The sequence below is a fragment of the Niallia sp. Kr1 genome (assembly GCF_050389805.1).
Classification (GTDB): domain Bacteria; phylum Bacillota; class Bacilli; order Bacillales; family Cytobacillaceae; genus Bacillus_BD.
In genome coordinates, this window is the sequence record NZ_CP130945.1 from 869,501 (window position 1) to 885,843 (window position 16,343).

Here is a 16,343-nt window from a genome sequence, read left to right on the forward strand (position 1 = left end):
ACCGAAGTGGCAAATCTAAGAATTAGCGGTCTGGCGAGTGGAATGGATATTGACTCCATCGTTTCAGATATGATGAAAATAAAAAGAATGCCGCTTGATAAACTCAAGCAAGAAAAGCAAGTCATGGAATGGCAACGTGATGATTATCGTGAGATGAACACGCTTCTACTTGATTTCCGAAGCGAACTCACACAAATGAAATTAACAACAAGATATCGAACACGTACAACAACCACGACGGACGATTCAAGGGTAACGGCGACTGCTTCGAGTGCGGCGGCGCTATCGTCGTTTTCGATTTCTAGTGTTACACAGTTGGCATCAGCTGAGACATTAGTAAACAGTGGTAGTATTTATAATGATTCTTCCTTTGATCCAAATAAGAGCATGTTTGATCAACAAGCTAAGTTAGATTCGACAGGATTTGCATGGCAGACAACAGGAGCAGTAATGAGTAAGTCTATCTCTGTAAAAAATGGAGGAAATACTGTTGAAACAGAACTAAGTAATATAAAAGCAAACACCCAAGGTACTTGGAGTGTGAAAGTCAATGGAGTTGGCTATAAGGTTGTCACTGATGCAACGAAAACATTAGGAGAAAAAGAAGTTCTAATAGACCAAAGTGGAAATCTTACTTTTGGTAAAACTCTTAATAAAGATAGCGTTGTAAAGGTTGATTATATTGCCAATGAACGGACTGATACTCTTAATATACCAACCACTGGGGACACATTAAAGTTAAACAAAGGTGCAATCGACAGTGTTGGCATTAAATTTATTAAGACAATTGATGGAGTAAAGGAAGAACCAATTAATTTAAATCTAAATGATTTAGGTAATAACTTATTTTTAATAACTGACGGATCTGGAAAGTCGTACGGTACTTTAAACAAGGCTACAGGGGAAATAAGTTTAGATGAAAACCTAGAGAGACCAGAAAAAGACTCTAAAACAACTATGTCTTTTGAAGTCACCTATGACCATAAATATACAACGTTTTCGATTGATACCGATACATCAAAAGGTGACCGTCATGATACTTTTCTAGTATCGGCAAGTGATTCACTTAATTCTGTTATTAATCAAGTGAATTCATCTAGTGTTGGAGTCAATATGTTCTATGATTCAGTTACTGGACAGATGACGATGACTCGTAATGAAACTGGTGATTTTAATAATGATCCAAATAAAACAGATACAACATTTTCAGGCTTATTTATAACTAGTATGTTAAAGTTTGATCCAAATGCTGCGGCTAAGGTACAAGGGTTAAATGCGATATTTACTGTTAATGGACTAGAAACAAATCGAACTTCCAATACCTTTGATATAAACGGTGTTTCATTCACATTAAATAAAACATTTGAAGCAACTGAACCACCCGTCACCATCGCCATCAACAACGACTCAAACGCCGTTTTCGAAAATATAAAAGGGTTTATCGAAAAGTACAATGAACTCATTGGAAAAATCCAAAAGAAAATCCAGGAAGAACGGTTCCGTGATTATGCACCGCTTACAGATGAACAACGAGAGTCCTTATCAGATAAGCAGCAAGAACAATGGGAAGAAAAGGCGAAAAGTGGTTTATTGCGTCGGGATTCTGCTTTATCAAGCCTACTCAGTTCCATGCGTACTGATTTTTACGGTAGTGTTGAATCGGAGGATATCAGTCCTCTTTTTAATCAGTTAGCGAAAATCGGAATCAAAACTACCGCGAACTATTTAGAAGGCGGGAAGTTGGAGATCAATGAAGCTCAACTTAAAAAAGCGATTGAAGAAGATCCCTTATCTGTCGAAAAGTTATTTAACGCGACAGGAACAACCAATGGACAAAGAGGAATTGCTCAACGGCTTTATGATACGGTTGGAAGAACGATGGATATAATAACAGAAAAGGCTGGTAAAAGCTTCTCAACCAGTGCTCAATTTACGATTGGACGACAACTTAAAAACTTGGAAAATCAAATCGACCGTTTTGAAGATCGGATGATTCAGCTGGAAGATCGATACTACAGACAATTTACCGCTATGGAAAAGGCGATCCAACAAGCCAACCAACAGTCAGCCTATATTATGAATAATATGTTTAATTTCTAAAGTGTAATATATATGGTTTTATAGAAAGGGAGAAATTCAATGGCAATTACCAATCCTTATCAATCCTATCAGCAAAACTCCGTTAACACAGCATCACCTGGAGATTTGACGCTCATGCTTTATAACGGTTGCTTAAAATTTATAAAAATGGCTAAGAAAGCAATACAAGAGAAGAATATAGAAGAGAAAAATACAAACTTAATTAAAGCGCAGAAAATTATTCAAGAGTTTATGGTTACCTTAAACATGGATATCCCTGTTTCCCAAAATATGATGACTTTGTATGACTATATGCTTCGTCGTTTAATTGAAGCAAATACGAAGAATGATCCTGCTATTTTAGATGAAGTGGAAGAATTGGTAACAGAGTTCCGTGATACGTGGAAGCAAGTGATCCAACTTAATCGCCAGAAACAATTTGCTGAAGGTGGACAAGCTTGAGTACAGTAAAGGATTTTTATCAAGTGACGGTGGAATTACTCACGTTACTAGAAAAGGATACCAATAAAAATCGTGATCAAAAAATAAACAAAATCCAAACATTATTAGAACTTAGAGAGGGTTTCATGGATAAAATGGAACCCCCTTTTTCTCAAGAGGATCAAGAACTAGGAAAAAAACTGATTGAAATGAATCAAAAGGTAAACGCCCTACTAGTTAAAGAAAAACTAGCCATTCAACTTGATTTGCACAACTTGAAAAAACAGGAAAAATCAGCTGCGAAATACAACAACCCTTATGAATCATTATCTACAATAGATGGTATATTTTATGATAAAAGGAAATAATAGAGCATGGAAAAAGAAGGCCCTGCAAATAAACTCTCTTTATAATTGTCAATAATTCGACATATTTTGAAAAATTTTGATGATTTAGCAGGAGTTTTCCAGGGTAAAATAGAAATATATTCTTATAAGCTTTTAAGTTAAACAACGGGATTTTATAAGGCTGCACCATTGGTAAGGTGGATTACCTTCATCTAATCCTTTTTATCCCGTTTGAATAAAGAAAAGGAGGAGTTCACTTATGAACTACAACATTCGTGGTGAAAACATTGAGGTAACTCCAGCAATTAGAGAATATGTTGAGAAAAAGATCAGTAAGTTAAACCGTTATTTTACCGAAACGCCTGATTCAAGCGTCAATGTAAATTTAAAAACATACAATGATAAAAGGGCTAAAGTTGAAGTAACAATTCCAATGCCACATTTAGTATTACGTGCTGAGGAAGTAAATAATGATATGTATGCAGCCATTGATTTAATTACTGATAAATTAGAACGTCAAATTCGAAAATATAAGACAAAGGTAAACCGTAAGGCTCGTGAAAAAGGCGGAATTAATGAACTATTTGTTAATAATGTAGCGGACATACCAGGTGAACCTGTTGAAGAGGAAAACGATTTAGAAGTCGTTCGTCAAAAAAGCTTTGACTTAAAACCGATGGATAGTGAAGAAGCTATTTTACAAATGAATATGCTTGGACACAGCTTCTATGTTTTCACAAATGCTGAAACAAACCGTACAAACGTTGTTTATAAGCGTAAAGATGGACGTTACGGTCTAATTGAAGCACAATAAATACTGAAATAAAAAGGACGCAGCTCTTATTAAAAGGGGCTGCGTTTTTAGTATCTTTTTAACAATCTTACTGTAACCGTTTAACCTCATCAATAAATCACTCCACTCTTTATACCCACTTAACTAACAAGTTGTCACTGATTTGTGGAAGTGTTATGATTATAAAGGAAAATTGTCTTTTGCCCGATAAGGGTATGTAGCAAAATGAGCGAATCTTTTTTCATAAATTAGAAAAAATGAGACTCACAATATTGTCATTAAAATAGACTTGAAACATAATAAAGGAGCGTTTGTATGGCGGGGATTTTAAGTAAAGTGTTTGATCCAAATAAGCGGGAGATCAAACGCCTGACAAAAATGGCTGAGCAAATTGATGCTCTCGCCCCAGATATGGAGAAACTTTCCGACGATGAACTCAGAGGCAAAACAGAAGAATTTAAGTCACGATACCAAAACGGTGAAACGGTAGATGATTTATTAATTGAAGCTTTCGCTGTTGTACGTGAAGGAGCTAAACGGGTTTTAGGAATGTATCCATATCCTGTTCAGTTAATGGGGGGTATTTCCTTGCATGAAGGAAATATTGCAGAAATGAAAACAGGGGAAGGGAAAACCTTAACCTCAACCATGCCCGTCTATTTAAATGCATTGACAGGTAGAGGGGTTCATGTTGTTACGGTGAATGAATATTTAGCAAGCCGTGATGCTAGTGAAATGGGACAGCTCTATACCTTTTTAGGTTTAACGGTTGGATTGAACGTAAACAGTTTGTCAAAAGAAGAAAAGCAAGAAGCGTATGCTTGTGACATTACATACAGTACAAACAATGAATTAGGTTTTGATTATTTGCGTGATAACATGGTTCTTTATAAGGAACAGAAGGTACAACGACCACTATATTTTGCCGTCATTGATGAGGTTGACTCGATTTTAATCGATGAAGCTCGTACACCATTGATTATTTCTGGTTCAGCGCAAAAATCTACTCAACTTTATATACAAGCCAATGCCTTTGTCAACACGTTAACGAAAGATGAAGACTTTACGTATGATGAAAAAACAAAGGGTGTTCAATTAACAGAATCAGGGATGACGAAAGCAGAACGTGCTTTTGGGATTGAAAACCTATTTGACATTAGTCATGTTACGTTAAATCACCATATCACACAGGCGCTTAAAGCTCACTCTAGTATGCACCGTGATGTGGATTATGTCGTACAAGACGGAGAAATTGTCATTGTAGACCAATTTACAGGTCGTTTAATGAAAGGGCGCCGCTTTAGCGACGGTCTTCACCAAGCCATTGAGGCAAAAGAAGCCGTAGAGATTCAAAATGAAAGCATGACCTTAGCAACGATTACGTTCCAGAACTATTTCCGTATGTATGAAAAATTGTCTGGTATGACAGGAACAGCCAAAACAGAAGAAGAAGAATTTCGTAATATCTATAATATGAGTGTCGTCGTGATTCCAACTAATAAACCAATTGCTCGTGACGACAGAGCGGATTTAATTTATGCGACCATGGATGGGAAATTCAGAGCTGTAGTTGAAGACATAGCTGAACGTAACAAAAATGGACAACCCGTGTTAGTTGGTACAGTCGCGATCGAAACATCTGAGATCATATCGAATTATTTACTAAAAAAGGGTATTCGTCATAATGTTTTAAATGCGAAAAACCATGAACGTGAAGCTGAGATTATTGCAGAAGCAGGTAAAAAGGGCTCTGTCACTATCGCCACAAATATGGCTGGTCGTGGTACAGACATTAAGCTTGGCGAAGGGGTAAAAGAAGTAGGTGGCCTTGCTGTTATTGGTACGGAACGTCATGAAAGTAGACGAATCGATAACCAGCTTCGTGGGCGTTCTGGTCGTCAAGGAGATCCAGGGGTAACACAATTCTATCTTTCCATGGAAGATGAATTGATGCGACGTTTCGGCTCAGATAATATGAAAAATATGATGAGCAAACTTGGAATGGATGATACACAGCCAATCCAGAGTAAAATGGTATCAAGAGCAGTAGAATCTGCACAAAGACGTGTAGAAGGGAACAACTTTGATGCTCGTAAACGCTTATTAGAATACGATGATGTACTTCGTCAGCAACGAGAAGTCATTTATGCGCAGCGTAATGAAGTTTTAGAATCTGAGAATTTACGAGGCATTGTAGAAACGATGATTCAATCATCCATAACACGTAATGTTGCAGCACATGTTGCGGGGGATCCAGAACAAGTCGATTATCAAAGCTTACTGGATTATATCAACGGAAATCTACTCCATGAAGGTGAAATCACAGTAGAAGATGTTCGTGGAAAAGGTGCTGAAGAAATTACTGAGATCATTATGGTCAAAGTAATGGAGAATTACAATTCAAAAGAAGAACAGCTAAGCGAAGAACAAATGCGTGAGTTTGAAAAAGTTATTGTTTTACGCGCGGTTGATTCCAAATGGATGGACCACATTGATATGATGGATCAACTTCGTCAAGGGATTCATTTGCGTGCATATGGTCAAATTAATCCGTTACGTGAATATCAACAAGAAGGATTTGCTATGTTTGAAGCCATGGTAGAGTCGATTGAAGATGATGTTGCGAAATACATCATGAAAGCGGAAATCCGCCAAAACCTTCAACGTGAAGAAGTGGCAAAAGGACAGGCTGTTAACCCAAAAGAAGACGGCGGTCAAGTAAAGAAAAAACCGGTTGTGAAACGAGTTCAAATCGGACGTAACGATCCATGTCCATGTGGAAGCGGGAAAAAGTATAAAAACTGCCATGGAGCGGCAGGAAATTAATTTATGTAGAAATAGGACAAAATAATAACGTTGTTTTGTCCTTTTCTTTGATGACAAATAGTGACTGAATCATGTAGTACTCATATTATTAATATAGGAAACAGGTCATGTTTCATTTGATGTTTATACGATTTTATAAATGAAGGGGATTAAGTAATGGAATTAGCAGAAATACGTCATGAGTTAGAAAATACGGCAAAGAAATTAGCTGACTTTAGGGGGTCTCTTTGACTTAGAAAATAAAGAAGCCCGAATGGCTGAGCTCGATGATATTATGCTTCAGCCTGAATTCTGGAATGACCAGCAAAAGGCACAAAGTGTCATTAACGAATCCAATGCACTAAAAGATCAGGTAAACGAGTTCAAAGAGCTATTCGATGAGTATGAAAATTTGGAGATAACGTATGAGCTTGTGAAGGAAGAGGATGATGCTGATTTACGTGCTGACCTTGAAACAGAATTGGTTGCATTGTCAGCTCGGTTGAATCAATTTGAACTTCAACTTCTTTTAAGTGAGCCTTATGATAAAAATAATGCGATATTGGAATTACATCCAGGTGCAGGTGGAACCGAATCACAGGATTGGGGATCATTATTATTAAGGATGTACCAACGCTGGGCAGAGAAAAAAGGATTTAAGGTAGAAACACTGGATTACTTACCTGGAGATGAAGCGGGAATTAAAAGTGTTACCCTTGCCATAAAAGGTCATAATGCTTATGGCTATTTGAAGGCTGAAAAAGGTGTACATCGCCTCGTCCGTATTTCACCATTCGATTCATCAGGACGTCGCCATACCTCTTTCGTTTCCTGTGATGTCATGCCTGAATTTAATGATGATATTGAAATCGAAGTACGCTCAGAAGATTTAAAAGTTGATACGTATCGCGCCAGTGGTGCAGGCGGTCAGCATATTAATAAAACGGAATCTGCTGTCCGGATTACCCATATTCCAACAGGGGTTGTTGTTGCTTGTCAATCGGAGCGTTCACAGATTAAAAACCGTGAAACCGCAATGAAAATGTTAAAATCAAAGCTCTATCAATTAGAAGTTGAAAAGAAAGAAGAGCAATTAGCAGAAATCCGTGGTGAACAAAAAGAAATTGGTTGGGGAAGTCAAATCCGTTCTTATGTTTTCCACCCTTATTCCATGGTAAAAGATCATCGAACAAATGCAGAAACTGGAAACATCGGTGCCGTCATGGACGGAGACATCGATGAATTTATCGACGCCTATCTTCGTTTGCGAATTTCATAAAACCAAAGAGGTGACAGCGTACCTTCCACTTTATGGAAGGTGCCTGTCACCTCTTTAATAATTTGAATATTAAAAAGGGTTTTAATATTATTATTATGGTATAATATAAGGCAAGTGTGAAGTTATAAAGGGGATGATTTGATGAGAGGAAAATGGGTTACATTGTTGATGGGTGCCGTGCTCGTTTTGTCTGCATGTGGAGGAAATGAGGAGGCCACTGGGGATACGGTTTCTGCTGGCGATCCAGAAAAAATTTATACACAAAAATGCTCTTCTTGTCATGGGGTGGAATTACAAGGACAAGGGCATTTTCCAGAACTTAATACTGTAGGTTCAAGACTTTCACAGGAAGAAATTGAGAAAACCATCCTAGAAGGAAAAGGAGCCATGCCACCAGGACTTATTCAAGGTGAAGAGGCATCAGCTGTAGCACAGTGGTTAGCCACAAAGAAATAAATATAATATGACTCACTGAACGATCGCTAATGTTCTATCAGTGGGTCATTTTTCTTTTCTCATCTTCTACTACTAATCGAAAAGTTTGTATAACCACAATTTCCCACTATATTTAAAATCTTCAATTCCCCCCTAGAGTTTCCAATATACCAATTAAGTACCAATTATATAGATTTAGAACAATTAACGAATGCTAGATTCCTTTTGTAAGAGAGGTTATATGACAGTTTTAATCAATTTTTATCGAAATTGAAAAGAAACTGTAATATATTTTTAGGTTTTCATAGCGAAATATGATGCTATAATGGGAAGTGTGGAAAACAATAAAAAAATTGTTGGATTTTGTCGAGGACGATTTATTTATTTTTCTAACACAAAATACATTGGGTGATAACATGATAGAAATGCAGGATGTTTATAAAAAATACCCGAATGGTGTTGTTGCAGTAAACGGAATTAGTGTAAACATCGAACCGGGCGAATTTGTCTATGTTGTGGGTCCAAGTGGCGCTGGAAAGTCCACTTTTATAAAAATGATGTATCGAGAAGAAGTACCCACTAAAGGTAATATTAAAATTAACGGAATTGAATTAACTACATTAAAAGAAAATAAAGTTCCTTTATTAAGACGTCAGATGGGTGTCATTTTCCAAGACTTTAAGTTACTTCCCTCACTTACTGTTTTCGAAAATGTCGCTTTTGCTTTAGAAGTAATTGAAGAGCATCCCGATCAAATCAAAAAGAAAGTCATGCAAACACTAGACCTTGTTGGGATTAAGCACAAAGCACGTATGTTTCCAAATGAACTTTCAGGTGGAGAGCAGCAACGTGTATCGATTGCGAGATCGATTGTTAATTCACCAAAAGTAGTGATTGCCGATGAGCCTACGGGAAACCTTGATCCTGATACATCTTGGGATATTATGAGCATTTTTGAGGAAATCAACTTAAGAGGGACAACGGTCTTGATGGCCACTCATAATAAAGAAATTGTTAATACCATTAAACATCGGGTTATTGCCATCGAGGCTGGTCAGATTGTCCGTGATGAACAGAGAGGTGAATACGGATATGAAGGCTAGGACACTTAGACGGCATGTACGAGAAAGTTTTAAAAGTTTAGGGAGAAATGGCTGGATGACTTTTGCATCCGTCAGTGCAGTAACGATTACCTTGCTATTAGTCGGTGTCTTCTTTGTTATTATGATGAATTTAAATCATATGGCAAACAATATCGAAAACGATGTTGAAATACGTGTTCATATTGATGTTGCTGCCGCAGAAGAGGAACAAAAAGCACTAGCGGATCAGATTCAAAAATTAGATCGAGTAGATTCAGTAGCTTATTCATCGAAGGAAGAAGAACTGAATCAATTAATGAACAGTATGGGTGAAGAAGGCGAAGCCTTTGCCATGTTCGAGCAGGATAATCCTCTTAATGACGTTTTAGTAGTTAAAACGAAAGAACCGCAAGACATTATGTCTGTCGCGAAGCAAATTGAAAAAATGGATTTCGCTTCAAAGGTAAAATATGGACAAGGTAGTGTTGAGAAAATATTCGAAGTGACCAATACAGGTCGAATTATTGGGACGATATTGATTATTGGACTCTTGTTCACAGCAATGTTTTTAATTTCAAATACGATTAAAATTACTATTTTTGCTAGAAGAAGAGAAATTGAGATTATGAAATTAGTAGGGGCAACAAATGGATTTATCCGTTGGCCGTTTTTCTTAGAAGGTCTTTCCCTTGGGGTGTTAGGATCGATCGTTCCAATTATTATCATTACGATCACCTACTATTATTCTCATGACTTTATCTCGGAAAAGCTTGCGGGAGATTTCCTACAATTACTTCCATTTGGTCCTTTTGTTTTCCAAATCTCAGGTCTACTACTCTTAATGGGTGCTGTTATTGGAGTTTGGGGAAGCTTAATGTCTGTTCGTAAGTTCTTAAAAATATAAGAAGGGATCTAGTGCCAATAGATCGGGATTCTTCATTGGTGCTAGAGTCTTTTTGAAATTAAATACATACATATATACATGAAAATTGACTGGTATTCTCCATTTTAATAGATATACTCTATGAAAATAGCGAAATGTACAGTTTAAATGAGGCAGGGGGAGAAGATCCATTGAAAAAAAGATTGGTAACATTGTCTGTGGTAGCATCACTAGGTTTAGGTTCTCTTTATGCGGGTGGACCCGTTTCAGCGGAATCTCTCAATCAATTAGAACAACAAAAAGAGAAACTCAGTGGACAAAAAACTGAGCTGAATCAACAAATCGATCAAACCACTGAAAAGATTGGTCAAAAAGAAGCTGAGCGAAGCCAAGTAATAGATGAAATCAACCGAATCGAACTTGAAATGAACGATGTAACGACTAAAATTGCTGAAAAAAATCAGCAAATTGATAAAAAAAATGAAGAGATTCAACAGTTGAAAATCGAGTTAGAAGAGATTCAAACTCGGATTGAAACACGGAATGAATTGCTAAAAGAGCGAGCTAGATCTTACCAAGAAGGCGGTGGATTTGTTAGCTATCTTGAAGTGCTAGTCGGTGCTAAAAGTTTTAGTGATTTTATCGATCGAATCTCAGCAGTAACAACGATAATTGAAGCCGACCAAACGCTTATAAAAGAACATAATGCGGATAAATTAGCGCTTGAAGAAAAACAAGCAACGATCGAAAATGAATTAGTAGAATTACAAAAAATGCAAAAAGAACTAGAATCGTTAAAGGCTACCTTAGATGTTCAAAAACAAGAACAAAGTAATTTAAAGGCCATGCTTGATCAAGAAATAGCGGAAGCTGAACAAGTTCGAATAAGTGCTGAAGAGGAAATGCACATAGTTCAAAACCAAGAAGCAGCCATTCAAAAATCAATTGAATTGGAAAAACAAAAACAAGCTGAATTAGAAAAACAAGCTGAATTGAAAAGACAACAAGAAGAGGAAGCGAAAAAACGCGAGCAAGAAGCTTCATCAAGTCAAGTAGCATCGAGCAGCACCGCTAGCAATACTTCTAGCAGCACAACTAGCAATGACAACCAAATTGTGAAGACTTCATCAAGTACGTTTATTCGCCCAACACAAGGTTATGTGACATCACCTTTTGGATATCGTATCCATCCAGTTTATGGGACAAAGAAGTTTCATAGTGGAATAGATATTGCAAAATCAGGGACTGTCCCAGTTGTAGCTGCAGCTGATGGCGTTGTATCATACTCTGGACAAATGAGTGGCTATGGAAATGTAATCATCATCACTCATTCAATCAATGGTAAAACCTATCAAACACTTTACGCGCATTTAAGAAACCTTGGAGTAGGTACAATGACAACTGTATCTCAAGGACAGTATATTGCATATATGGGTAATACAGGCATTGGAACGGGTCAACACTTGCATTTCGAAGTTCATAACGGACGTTGGAACTCAGCAAAATCAAATGCAATAAACCCAGCTAGTGTCGTGAATTTTTAAAATATAATAGATTGATAGATTAAAAGGAAGAGGGAATTCTTCCTTTTTTTAATGGAAAAAATTCTTTTCAAAATAGATGAAATTCTCATATCTCATAAAGCGTCGCATATATTGAACTAGGAGAAATATGGACAAGTGCTGAAAATGGCTTAAACGATTTGCTTTTTGATAACGGGTCTAAACCTCCTGCCAAAATACGGACAAGGTTCATAGTAAAGACAGAGAAGGAGATGTGAGGATGAACCGAAAATGGATCGCACTACTGATGACAGGTTCTTTGTTAACAGGTGCAGCTGGATCATATGCGGCAACTACGTGGGTATTTCCTGATGATGGAGAAGTTTCCGAGAAGGAACAAGCTACCCCTCCATTAGATGTAGCAATGGATGAAAATCATATGGAAAAAGTAGTACAAGCCTTCCAACTCATTAAAGGGAATTATGTTGAAGAAGTAGAAGAAGAACAGTTGGTTGAAGGAGCTATTCAGGGGATGTTGACAACACTGGATGACCCCTATTCTGTCTATATGAATAAGGAGAAGGCAGAACAATTTAACCAAGCATTGGATTCCTCATTTGAAGGAATTGGAGCCGAAATTAGTGTAAATGATGGTAAAATTGTCATTGTTTCACCATTAAAAGATTCACCAGCAGAAAAAGCGGGTATTAAACCAAACGATCAAATTTTAAAAATAAATGGGGAAAGCATTGATGGGCTTGATTTATATGAAACCACGATGAAAATACGTGGTGAAAAAGGAACAATCGTCAAGCTGGAGCTTGCGAGAAAAGGGGTAAAGGCTCCGATTTCGGTTAATGTCAAACGGGATGAAATTCCACAAATCACGGTGTTTTCAGAGATAAAAGAGGAGTATGGAAAGCAAGTAGGTTATATGGAGATCACCTCATTTTCCAAAGAAACCGCTTCTGAATTTAAAAAGCAGTTGAAGGAGCTAGAAAAGAAAGATATCGAGGGGCTCGTGGTCGATGTACGAGGCAATCCAGGCGGACTTTTGGAAAGTGTGGAGGATATTTTAAGAGAGTTTGTTTCAAATGAAAAACCATACTTACAAATTGAAAAGCGAAATGGGGAGCGTGATCCATTTTATACATCTTTAAAGGACGAAAAACCCTATCCGGTTGCTGTGTTAATTGATAAAGGAAGTGCTTCTGCCTCTGAAATTTTAGCTGGTGCCTTGCAAGAAGCGGAGGGCTATACATTGATTGGCGAAACCACTTTTGGAAAAGGAACTGTACAACAGGCGGTTCCGATGGGGGATGGCAGCAATATAAAGTTAACGCTATTCAAATGGCTGACACCAGATGGAAACTGGATTCACAAAAAAGGAATCAAACCCGATGTGGAGGTAGGTCAATCCGATCTTTTCCATACGCATCCGATTCAACTGTCAGAGCCGCTTGAAAAGGATATGAATAATGAGCAAGTGAAAAATGCTCAAATGATTTTAAAAGGGCTTGGCTATGAACCAGGCAGAACGGACGGCTATTTTAGTGATAGTACAGAAACATCAGTCAAAGCATTTCAACAGGAAAATGATTTAGCGGTCAATGGGAAAATAGATGAAAAAACTGCCGCCAAACTCGAACAAGCCGTCATCAAAGAACTCAAAAAAGAAGAGAATGACATCCAACTACAAGCAGCTATTAAATACGTAGCTCAAAAATAAAAAAGGGTGACAGGTACCTTCCAGTTACTGGAAGGTGCCTGTCACCCTTTCTGATTCGTCCTTTCTGCATCTTCTACCTTCATTTACTGCGATTAATTTGATAGAATAGTTTAAGTAGATTAAAGGATTGGAAGAATTTGAAGGATAGAGGTTGGTGGCAGGGTTGACTCTTGAATGGGTTTTTGAGATATTGAAAGGATTTGGAAAATTATTCCTACATCCGATATTTTATTATGCTTTTATTCTCGCTGCTGTGCTTGGGGTTTCAAGGGTAAAGAGAGAAAGAGAGGATTTTCATGTTCGTGCCGAAAATGCCTATTATGAGCTGAAGCAATTGATTCCAATAGGGCTTGTTATTGGATTGATCCTATCGATTATCATGGTTGTGGTAGGAATTGTTATACCGATTGAGTATATCATCTTTATAACCCTATTTACGTTTATCTTAAGCTTTACAAGACAAATTCGTTGGCTTACACCGGTATTTACCGTGGGTCTTGCTTTTTTTGCTACTCTTTTCTTTCTGAGTCAAAATTGGGAGTTTCCTCTTATACAAAGTCGGACACCAGAATGGAATTTGAATCTTCTCCCACCAATGGCCATTCTACTTTGCTTATTGGTCATTGCAGAAGGGATTTTTATTTTAAAAAATGGAAACAAAGGTACATCGCCGAAAATAATCAAAAGTAAAAGAGGTCTTAGAGTCGGAATTCATGAGGTAAAAAGAGTTTGGCTTTTACCTGTGTTTTTAGTATACCCTAGCAAAATCCTTACATCGCCTTTTGAATGGTGGCCTGTGTTTTCAATCGGCAGTGAAAGTTATTCGATTTTCCTTGTCCCCTTTGCGATTGGGTTTGCTCAGCAAATTCAAAGCATGCTTCCAGAATTAGCGGTGAAGAAATTTGGTAAAAAAATCATCACATTAGGTGTGATTTTAACCTTATTATCTTTAATTGGCTACTGGTATCCACTTGCTTCGATTATTGTAGTCGCTTTAGCCATCATTATTAGAGAATTCTTATCGTTACGTCAACGTCTTTCAGAAGAGAATCGCCCGCTTTACTTTTCAAGAAAACAACAAGGGGTGATGATTCTTGGCGTTATTCCCGATTCTCCAGCGGATAAGATGGGACTTAGGGTTGGTGAACTTGTCATGAAGGTGAATGGAATTCAAGTGAATAGTGAGGATTCATTCTACACGGCATTGGAAAAAAATCGTGCCCATTGTAAAATGGAGATTATTGATGTCAACGATCAAATTCGCTATGTACAAAGAGCTCTCTATGAAGGCGACCCTTTTAAACTAGGGATACTTTTTGTTTTGGATGAAAAATAAATACGAACTAATAATGGACTACCTGAGTAGTCCATTTTTTTATGTTGTGAAAATCAAGTACTTTCCAACTATATTTCTGATTTTTACTAATATTTAGTAAAATAATAGCTAAATAGAAATATTCATGATAGATTAGTTACAGCAATGTAATACATTTTTTCCTAAAGGGGTAGGAACGTGAACGAAAAATCCTTTAATCGAACTGTTATTGTGAGTGTTTTATTGGCTGCTTCATTCGTAGCACTTTTGAACCAAACGTTGTTAATTGTCGCCATTCCACCTATTATGGGGGAATTCGGAATTGATCCGAATCAGGCCCAATGGGTGACTACCGTATTCATGTTAATGAATGGAATTATGATTCCGATTACAGCGTTTTTAATTGAAAAGTTTAGTAGCAAAGCTCTTTTAATTTCGGCAATCAGTATTTTCAGCTTAGGCACTCTTATCGGGGCTATTACTCCAAGCTTTGAAATTCTTTTAGTGGCAAGGGTTATACAGGCGATGGGAGCAGGAATTTTAATGCCATTAATGCAAACGGTCATGATGACGGTGTTTCCACCAGAAAGACGTGGTGCAGCCATGGGAATGAGTGGTTTAGTTATTGGGTTTGCACCAGCAATTGGACCCACATTAGGTGGGTGGATCATTGATCATTTTTCCTGGAGATTTTTGTTTTATACGGTCTTCCCAATTACAGTAGTGGTCCTTATATTAGCCTTCTTTCTAATGAAGAACGTAACCGATCAGAAAAAGGTAAATGTTGATTTCCTTTCCATTATTTTATCATCCTTCGGTTGGGGTGGATTGTTGTATGGGTTCAGTATGGTAGGTTCTGTTGGATGGGGAAATCCTGTTGTATTTGTTTCCATTTTGGTCGGTGCCGTTACTCTTGTATTCTTTATCATCAGACAGAACCGCTTAGAAAATCCGATGCTCAATTTTAAAGTTTTTCAATCAAAGGAATTTACAATTACTACCATTTTGTCTGTCATTATGTTTGCCTTAATGATTGGGATTGAAACACTTTTACCTTTATACGTACAAAATGTTAGAGGAGGTACGGCGCTGCAATCTGGAATGATGCTATTACCAGGTGCCATCATTACAGGTGCTATGTCACCTATTGCTGGAAGAATGTTTGATAAATTTGGCGCAAAAGGAATGGCTATTATTGGATTTACATTCATGTTAACAGCTACCATCCTTTATATGAATATTGGAATTGATACGCCGATTCTCTTTATAACCGTTATTTTTTCAATTAAAATGCTAGGAATTTCGTTACTCATGACTCCATTAATGACATCGGGAATTAATGCATTGTCTTTTGAATTAATCCCACATGGAACAGCTATGGCCAATACCATTCGCATGGTCGGCGGTTCGATCGGTACGGCCATACTAATCTCTGTCATGAGTACATCGGGAAAAGGATCAGCAGCTACAAATCAAGCAACGTCTATGTTAGATGGAATTCATGCCGCTTTTATAGTCGCGGGAATCATGGCATTTACAGGGTTAATCATTTCGTTTTTTCTCACAAAAAAGGTTGGAGTACAAACAACCAGCGCAATGAGTGACAGTAAAGCAACCTAAACATTTGCAAGGACTAAGACGATTTCATTCACT

The 16,343-nt window shown here is 37.4% G+C and carries 13 protein-coding genes; all 13 read left to right on the plus strand.

Annotation, left to right across the window (positions count from 1 at the left end):
* Positions 1 to 6: 6 nt before the first annotated feature.
* Complete coding sequence (gene fliD / locus Q5760_RS04230) at positions 7 to 2,100, plus strand: flagellar filament capping protein FliD (protein ID WP_428911001.1); 2,094 nt, start codon at positions 7 to 9, stop codon at positions 2,098 to 2,100.
* 39 nt (positions 2,101 to 2,139) lie between these two features.
* Entirely contained in the window at positions 2,140 to 2,541 is a 402-nt protein-coding gene (gene fliS, locus Q5760_RS04235; protein ID WP_428911002.1) for a flagellar export chaperone FliS, read from the plus strand.
* Positions 2,538 to 2,888, plus strand: coding sequence for a flagellar protein FliT (locus tag Q5760_RS04240; RefSeq protein WP_428911003.1), 351 nt, complete (start codon positions 2,538 to 2,540; stop codon positions 2,886 to 2,888). Before fliS ends, Q5760_RS04240 begins: the two co-directional genes overlap by 4 nt.
* A 238-nt stretch (positions 2,889 to 3,126) precedes the next feature.
* The gene (gene hpf / locus Q5760_RS04245) at positions 3,127 to 3,681 is read left to right on the plus strand and encodes a ribosome hibernation-promoting factor, HPF/YfiA family (RefSeq protein ID WP_428911004.1); all 555 of its coding nucleotides are present in this window, start codon (positions 3,127 to 3,129) and stop codon (positions 3,679 to 3,681) included.
* A 294-nt stretch (positions 3,682 to 3,975) separates the two neighbouring features.
* Positions 3,976 to 6,486 carry a preprotein translocase subunit SecA gene (gene secA / locus Q5760_RS04250; RefSeq protein ID WP_428911005.1) on the plus strand — a complete coding sequence of 837 codons (2,511 nt, stop codon included), beginning with the start codon at positions 3,976 to 3,978 and terminating at the stop codon, positions 6,484 to 6,486.
* A 156-nt stretch (positions 6,487 to 6,642) separates the two neighbouring features.
* A protein-coding gene (gene prfB / locus Q5760_RS04255; RefSeq protein WP_428911006.1) for a peptide chain release factor 2 occupies positions 6,643 to 7,744 on the plus strand; the annotation gives its coding sequence in 2 pieces (ribosomal slippage) (positions 6,643 to 6,714 and positions 6,716 to 7,744; 1,101 coding nt in all).
* A 141-nt stretch (positions 7,745 to 7,885) separates the two neighbouring features.
* Entirely contained in the window at positions 7,886 to 8,200 is a 315-nt protein-coding gene (cccB, locus tag Q5760_RS04260) for a cytochrome c551 (protein ID WP_428911007.1), read from the plus strand.
* A gap of 395 nt (positions 8,201 to 8,595) precedes the next feature.
* Positions 8,596 to 9,282 (plus strand): cell division ATP-binding protein FtsE, encoded by a 687-nt coding sequence (ftsE, locus tag Q5760_RS04265; protein WP_428912492.1) that lies wholly within the window; start codon positions 8,596 to 8,598, stop codon positions 9,280 to 9,282.
* Positions 9,272 to 10,165 carry a permease-like cell division protein FtsX gene (gene ftsX, locus Q5760_RS04270; RefSeq protein ID WP_428911008.1) on the plus strand — a complete coding sequence of 298 codons (894 nt, stop codon included), beginning with the start codon at positions 9,272 to 9,274 and terminating at the stop codon, positions 10,163 to 10,165. Before ftsE ends, ftsX begins: the two co-directional genes overlap by 11 nt.
* Positions 10,166 to 10,335: 170 nt before the next feature.
* A complete protein-coding gene (locus Q5760_RS04275; protein ID WP_428911009.1) occupies positions 10,336 to 11,688 on the plus strand; it encodes a murein hydrolase activator EnvC family protein in 1,353 nt (450 codons plus the stop codon).
* Between the two features lie 238 nt (positions 11,689 to 11,926).
* The gene (locus Q5760_RS04280) at positions 11,927 to 13,375 is read left to right on the plus strand and encodes a S41 family peptidase (protein WP_428911010.1); all 1,449 of its coding nucleotides are present in this window, start codon (positions 11,927 to 11,929) and stop codon (positions 13,373 to 13,375) included.
* A 163-nt stretch (positions 13,376 to 13,538) separates the two neighbouring features.
* Positions 13,539 to 14,711, plus strand: a complete 1,173-nt coding sequence (locus Q5760_RS04285; RefSeq protein WP_428911011.1) for a PDZ domain-containing protein — start codon at positions 13,539 to 13,541, stop codon at positions 14,709 to 14,711.
* Between the two features lie 177 nt (positions 14,712 to 14,888).
* Positions 14,889 to 16,310, plus strand: a complete 1,422-nt coding sequence (locus Q5760_RS04290) for a DHA2 family efflux MFS transporter permease subunit (RefSeq protein WP_428911012.1) — start codon at positions 14,889 to 14,891, stop codon at positions 16,308 to 16,310.
* Positions 16,311 to 16,343 lie beyond the last annotated feature (33 nt).

Excerpts from the sequence above, each read along its gene's own strand:
- ftsX (WP_428911008.1), top strand. The coding sequence starts at position 9,272 with ATGAAGGCTAGGACACTTAGACGGCATGTACGAGAAAGTTTTAAAAGT.
- hpf (WP_428911004.1), top strand. The coding sequence starts at position 3,127 with ATGAACTACAACATTCGTGGTGAAAACATTGAGGTAACTCCAGCAATT.
- Q5760_RS04280 (WP_428911010.1), top strand. The coding sequence starts at position 11,927 with ATGAACCGAAAATGGATCGCACTACTGATGACAGGTTCTTTGTTAACA.
- fliS (WP_428911002.1), top strand. The coding sequence starts at position 2,140 with ATGGCAATTACCAATCCTTATCAATCCTATCAGCAAAACTCCGTTAAC.
- secA (WP_428911005.1), top strand. The coding sequence starts at position 3,976 with ATGGCGGGGATTTTAAGTAAAGTGTTTGATCCAAATAAGCGGGAGATC.
- ftsE (WP_428912492.1), top strand. The coding sequence starts at position 8,596 with ATGATAGAAATGCAGGATGTTTATAAAAAATACCCGAATGGTGTTGTT.
- cccB (WP_428911007.1), top strand. The coding sequence starts at position 7,886 with ATGAGAGGAAAATGGGTTACATTGTTGATGGGTGCCGTGCTCGTTTTG.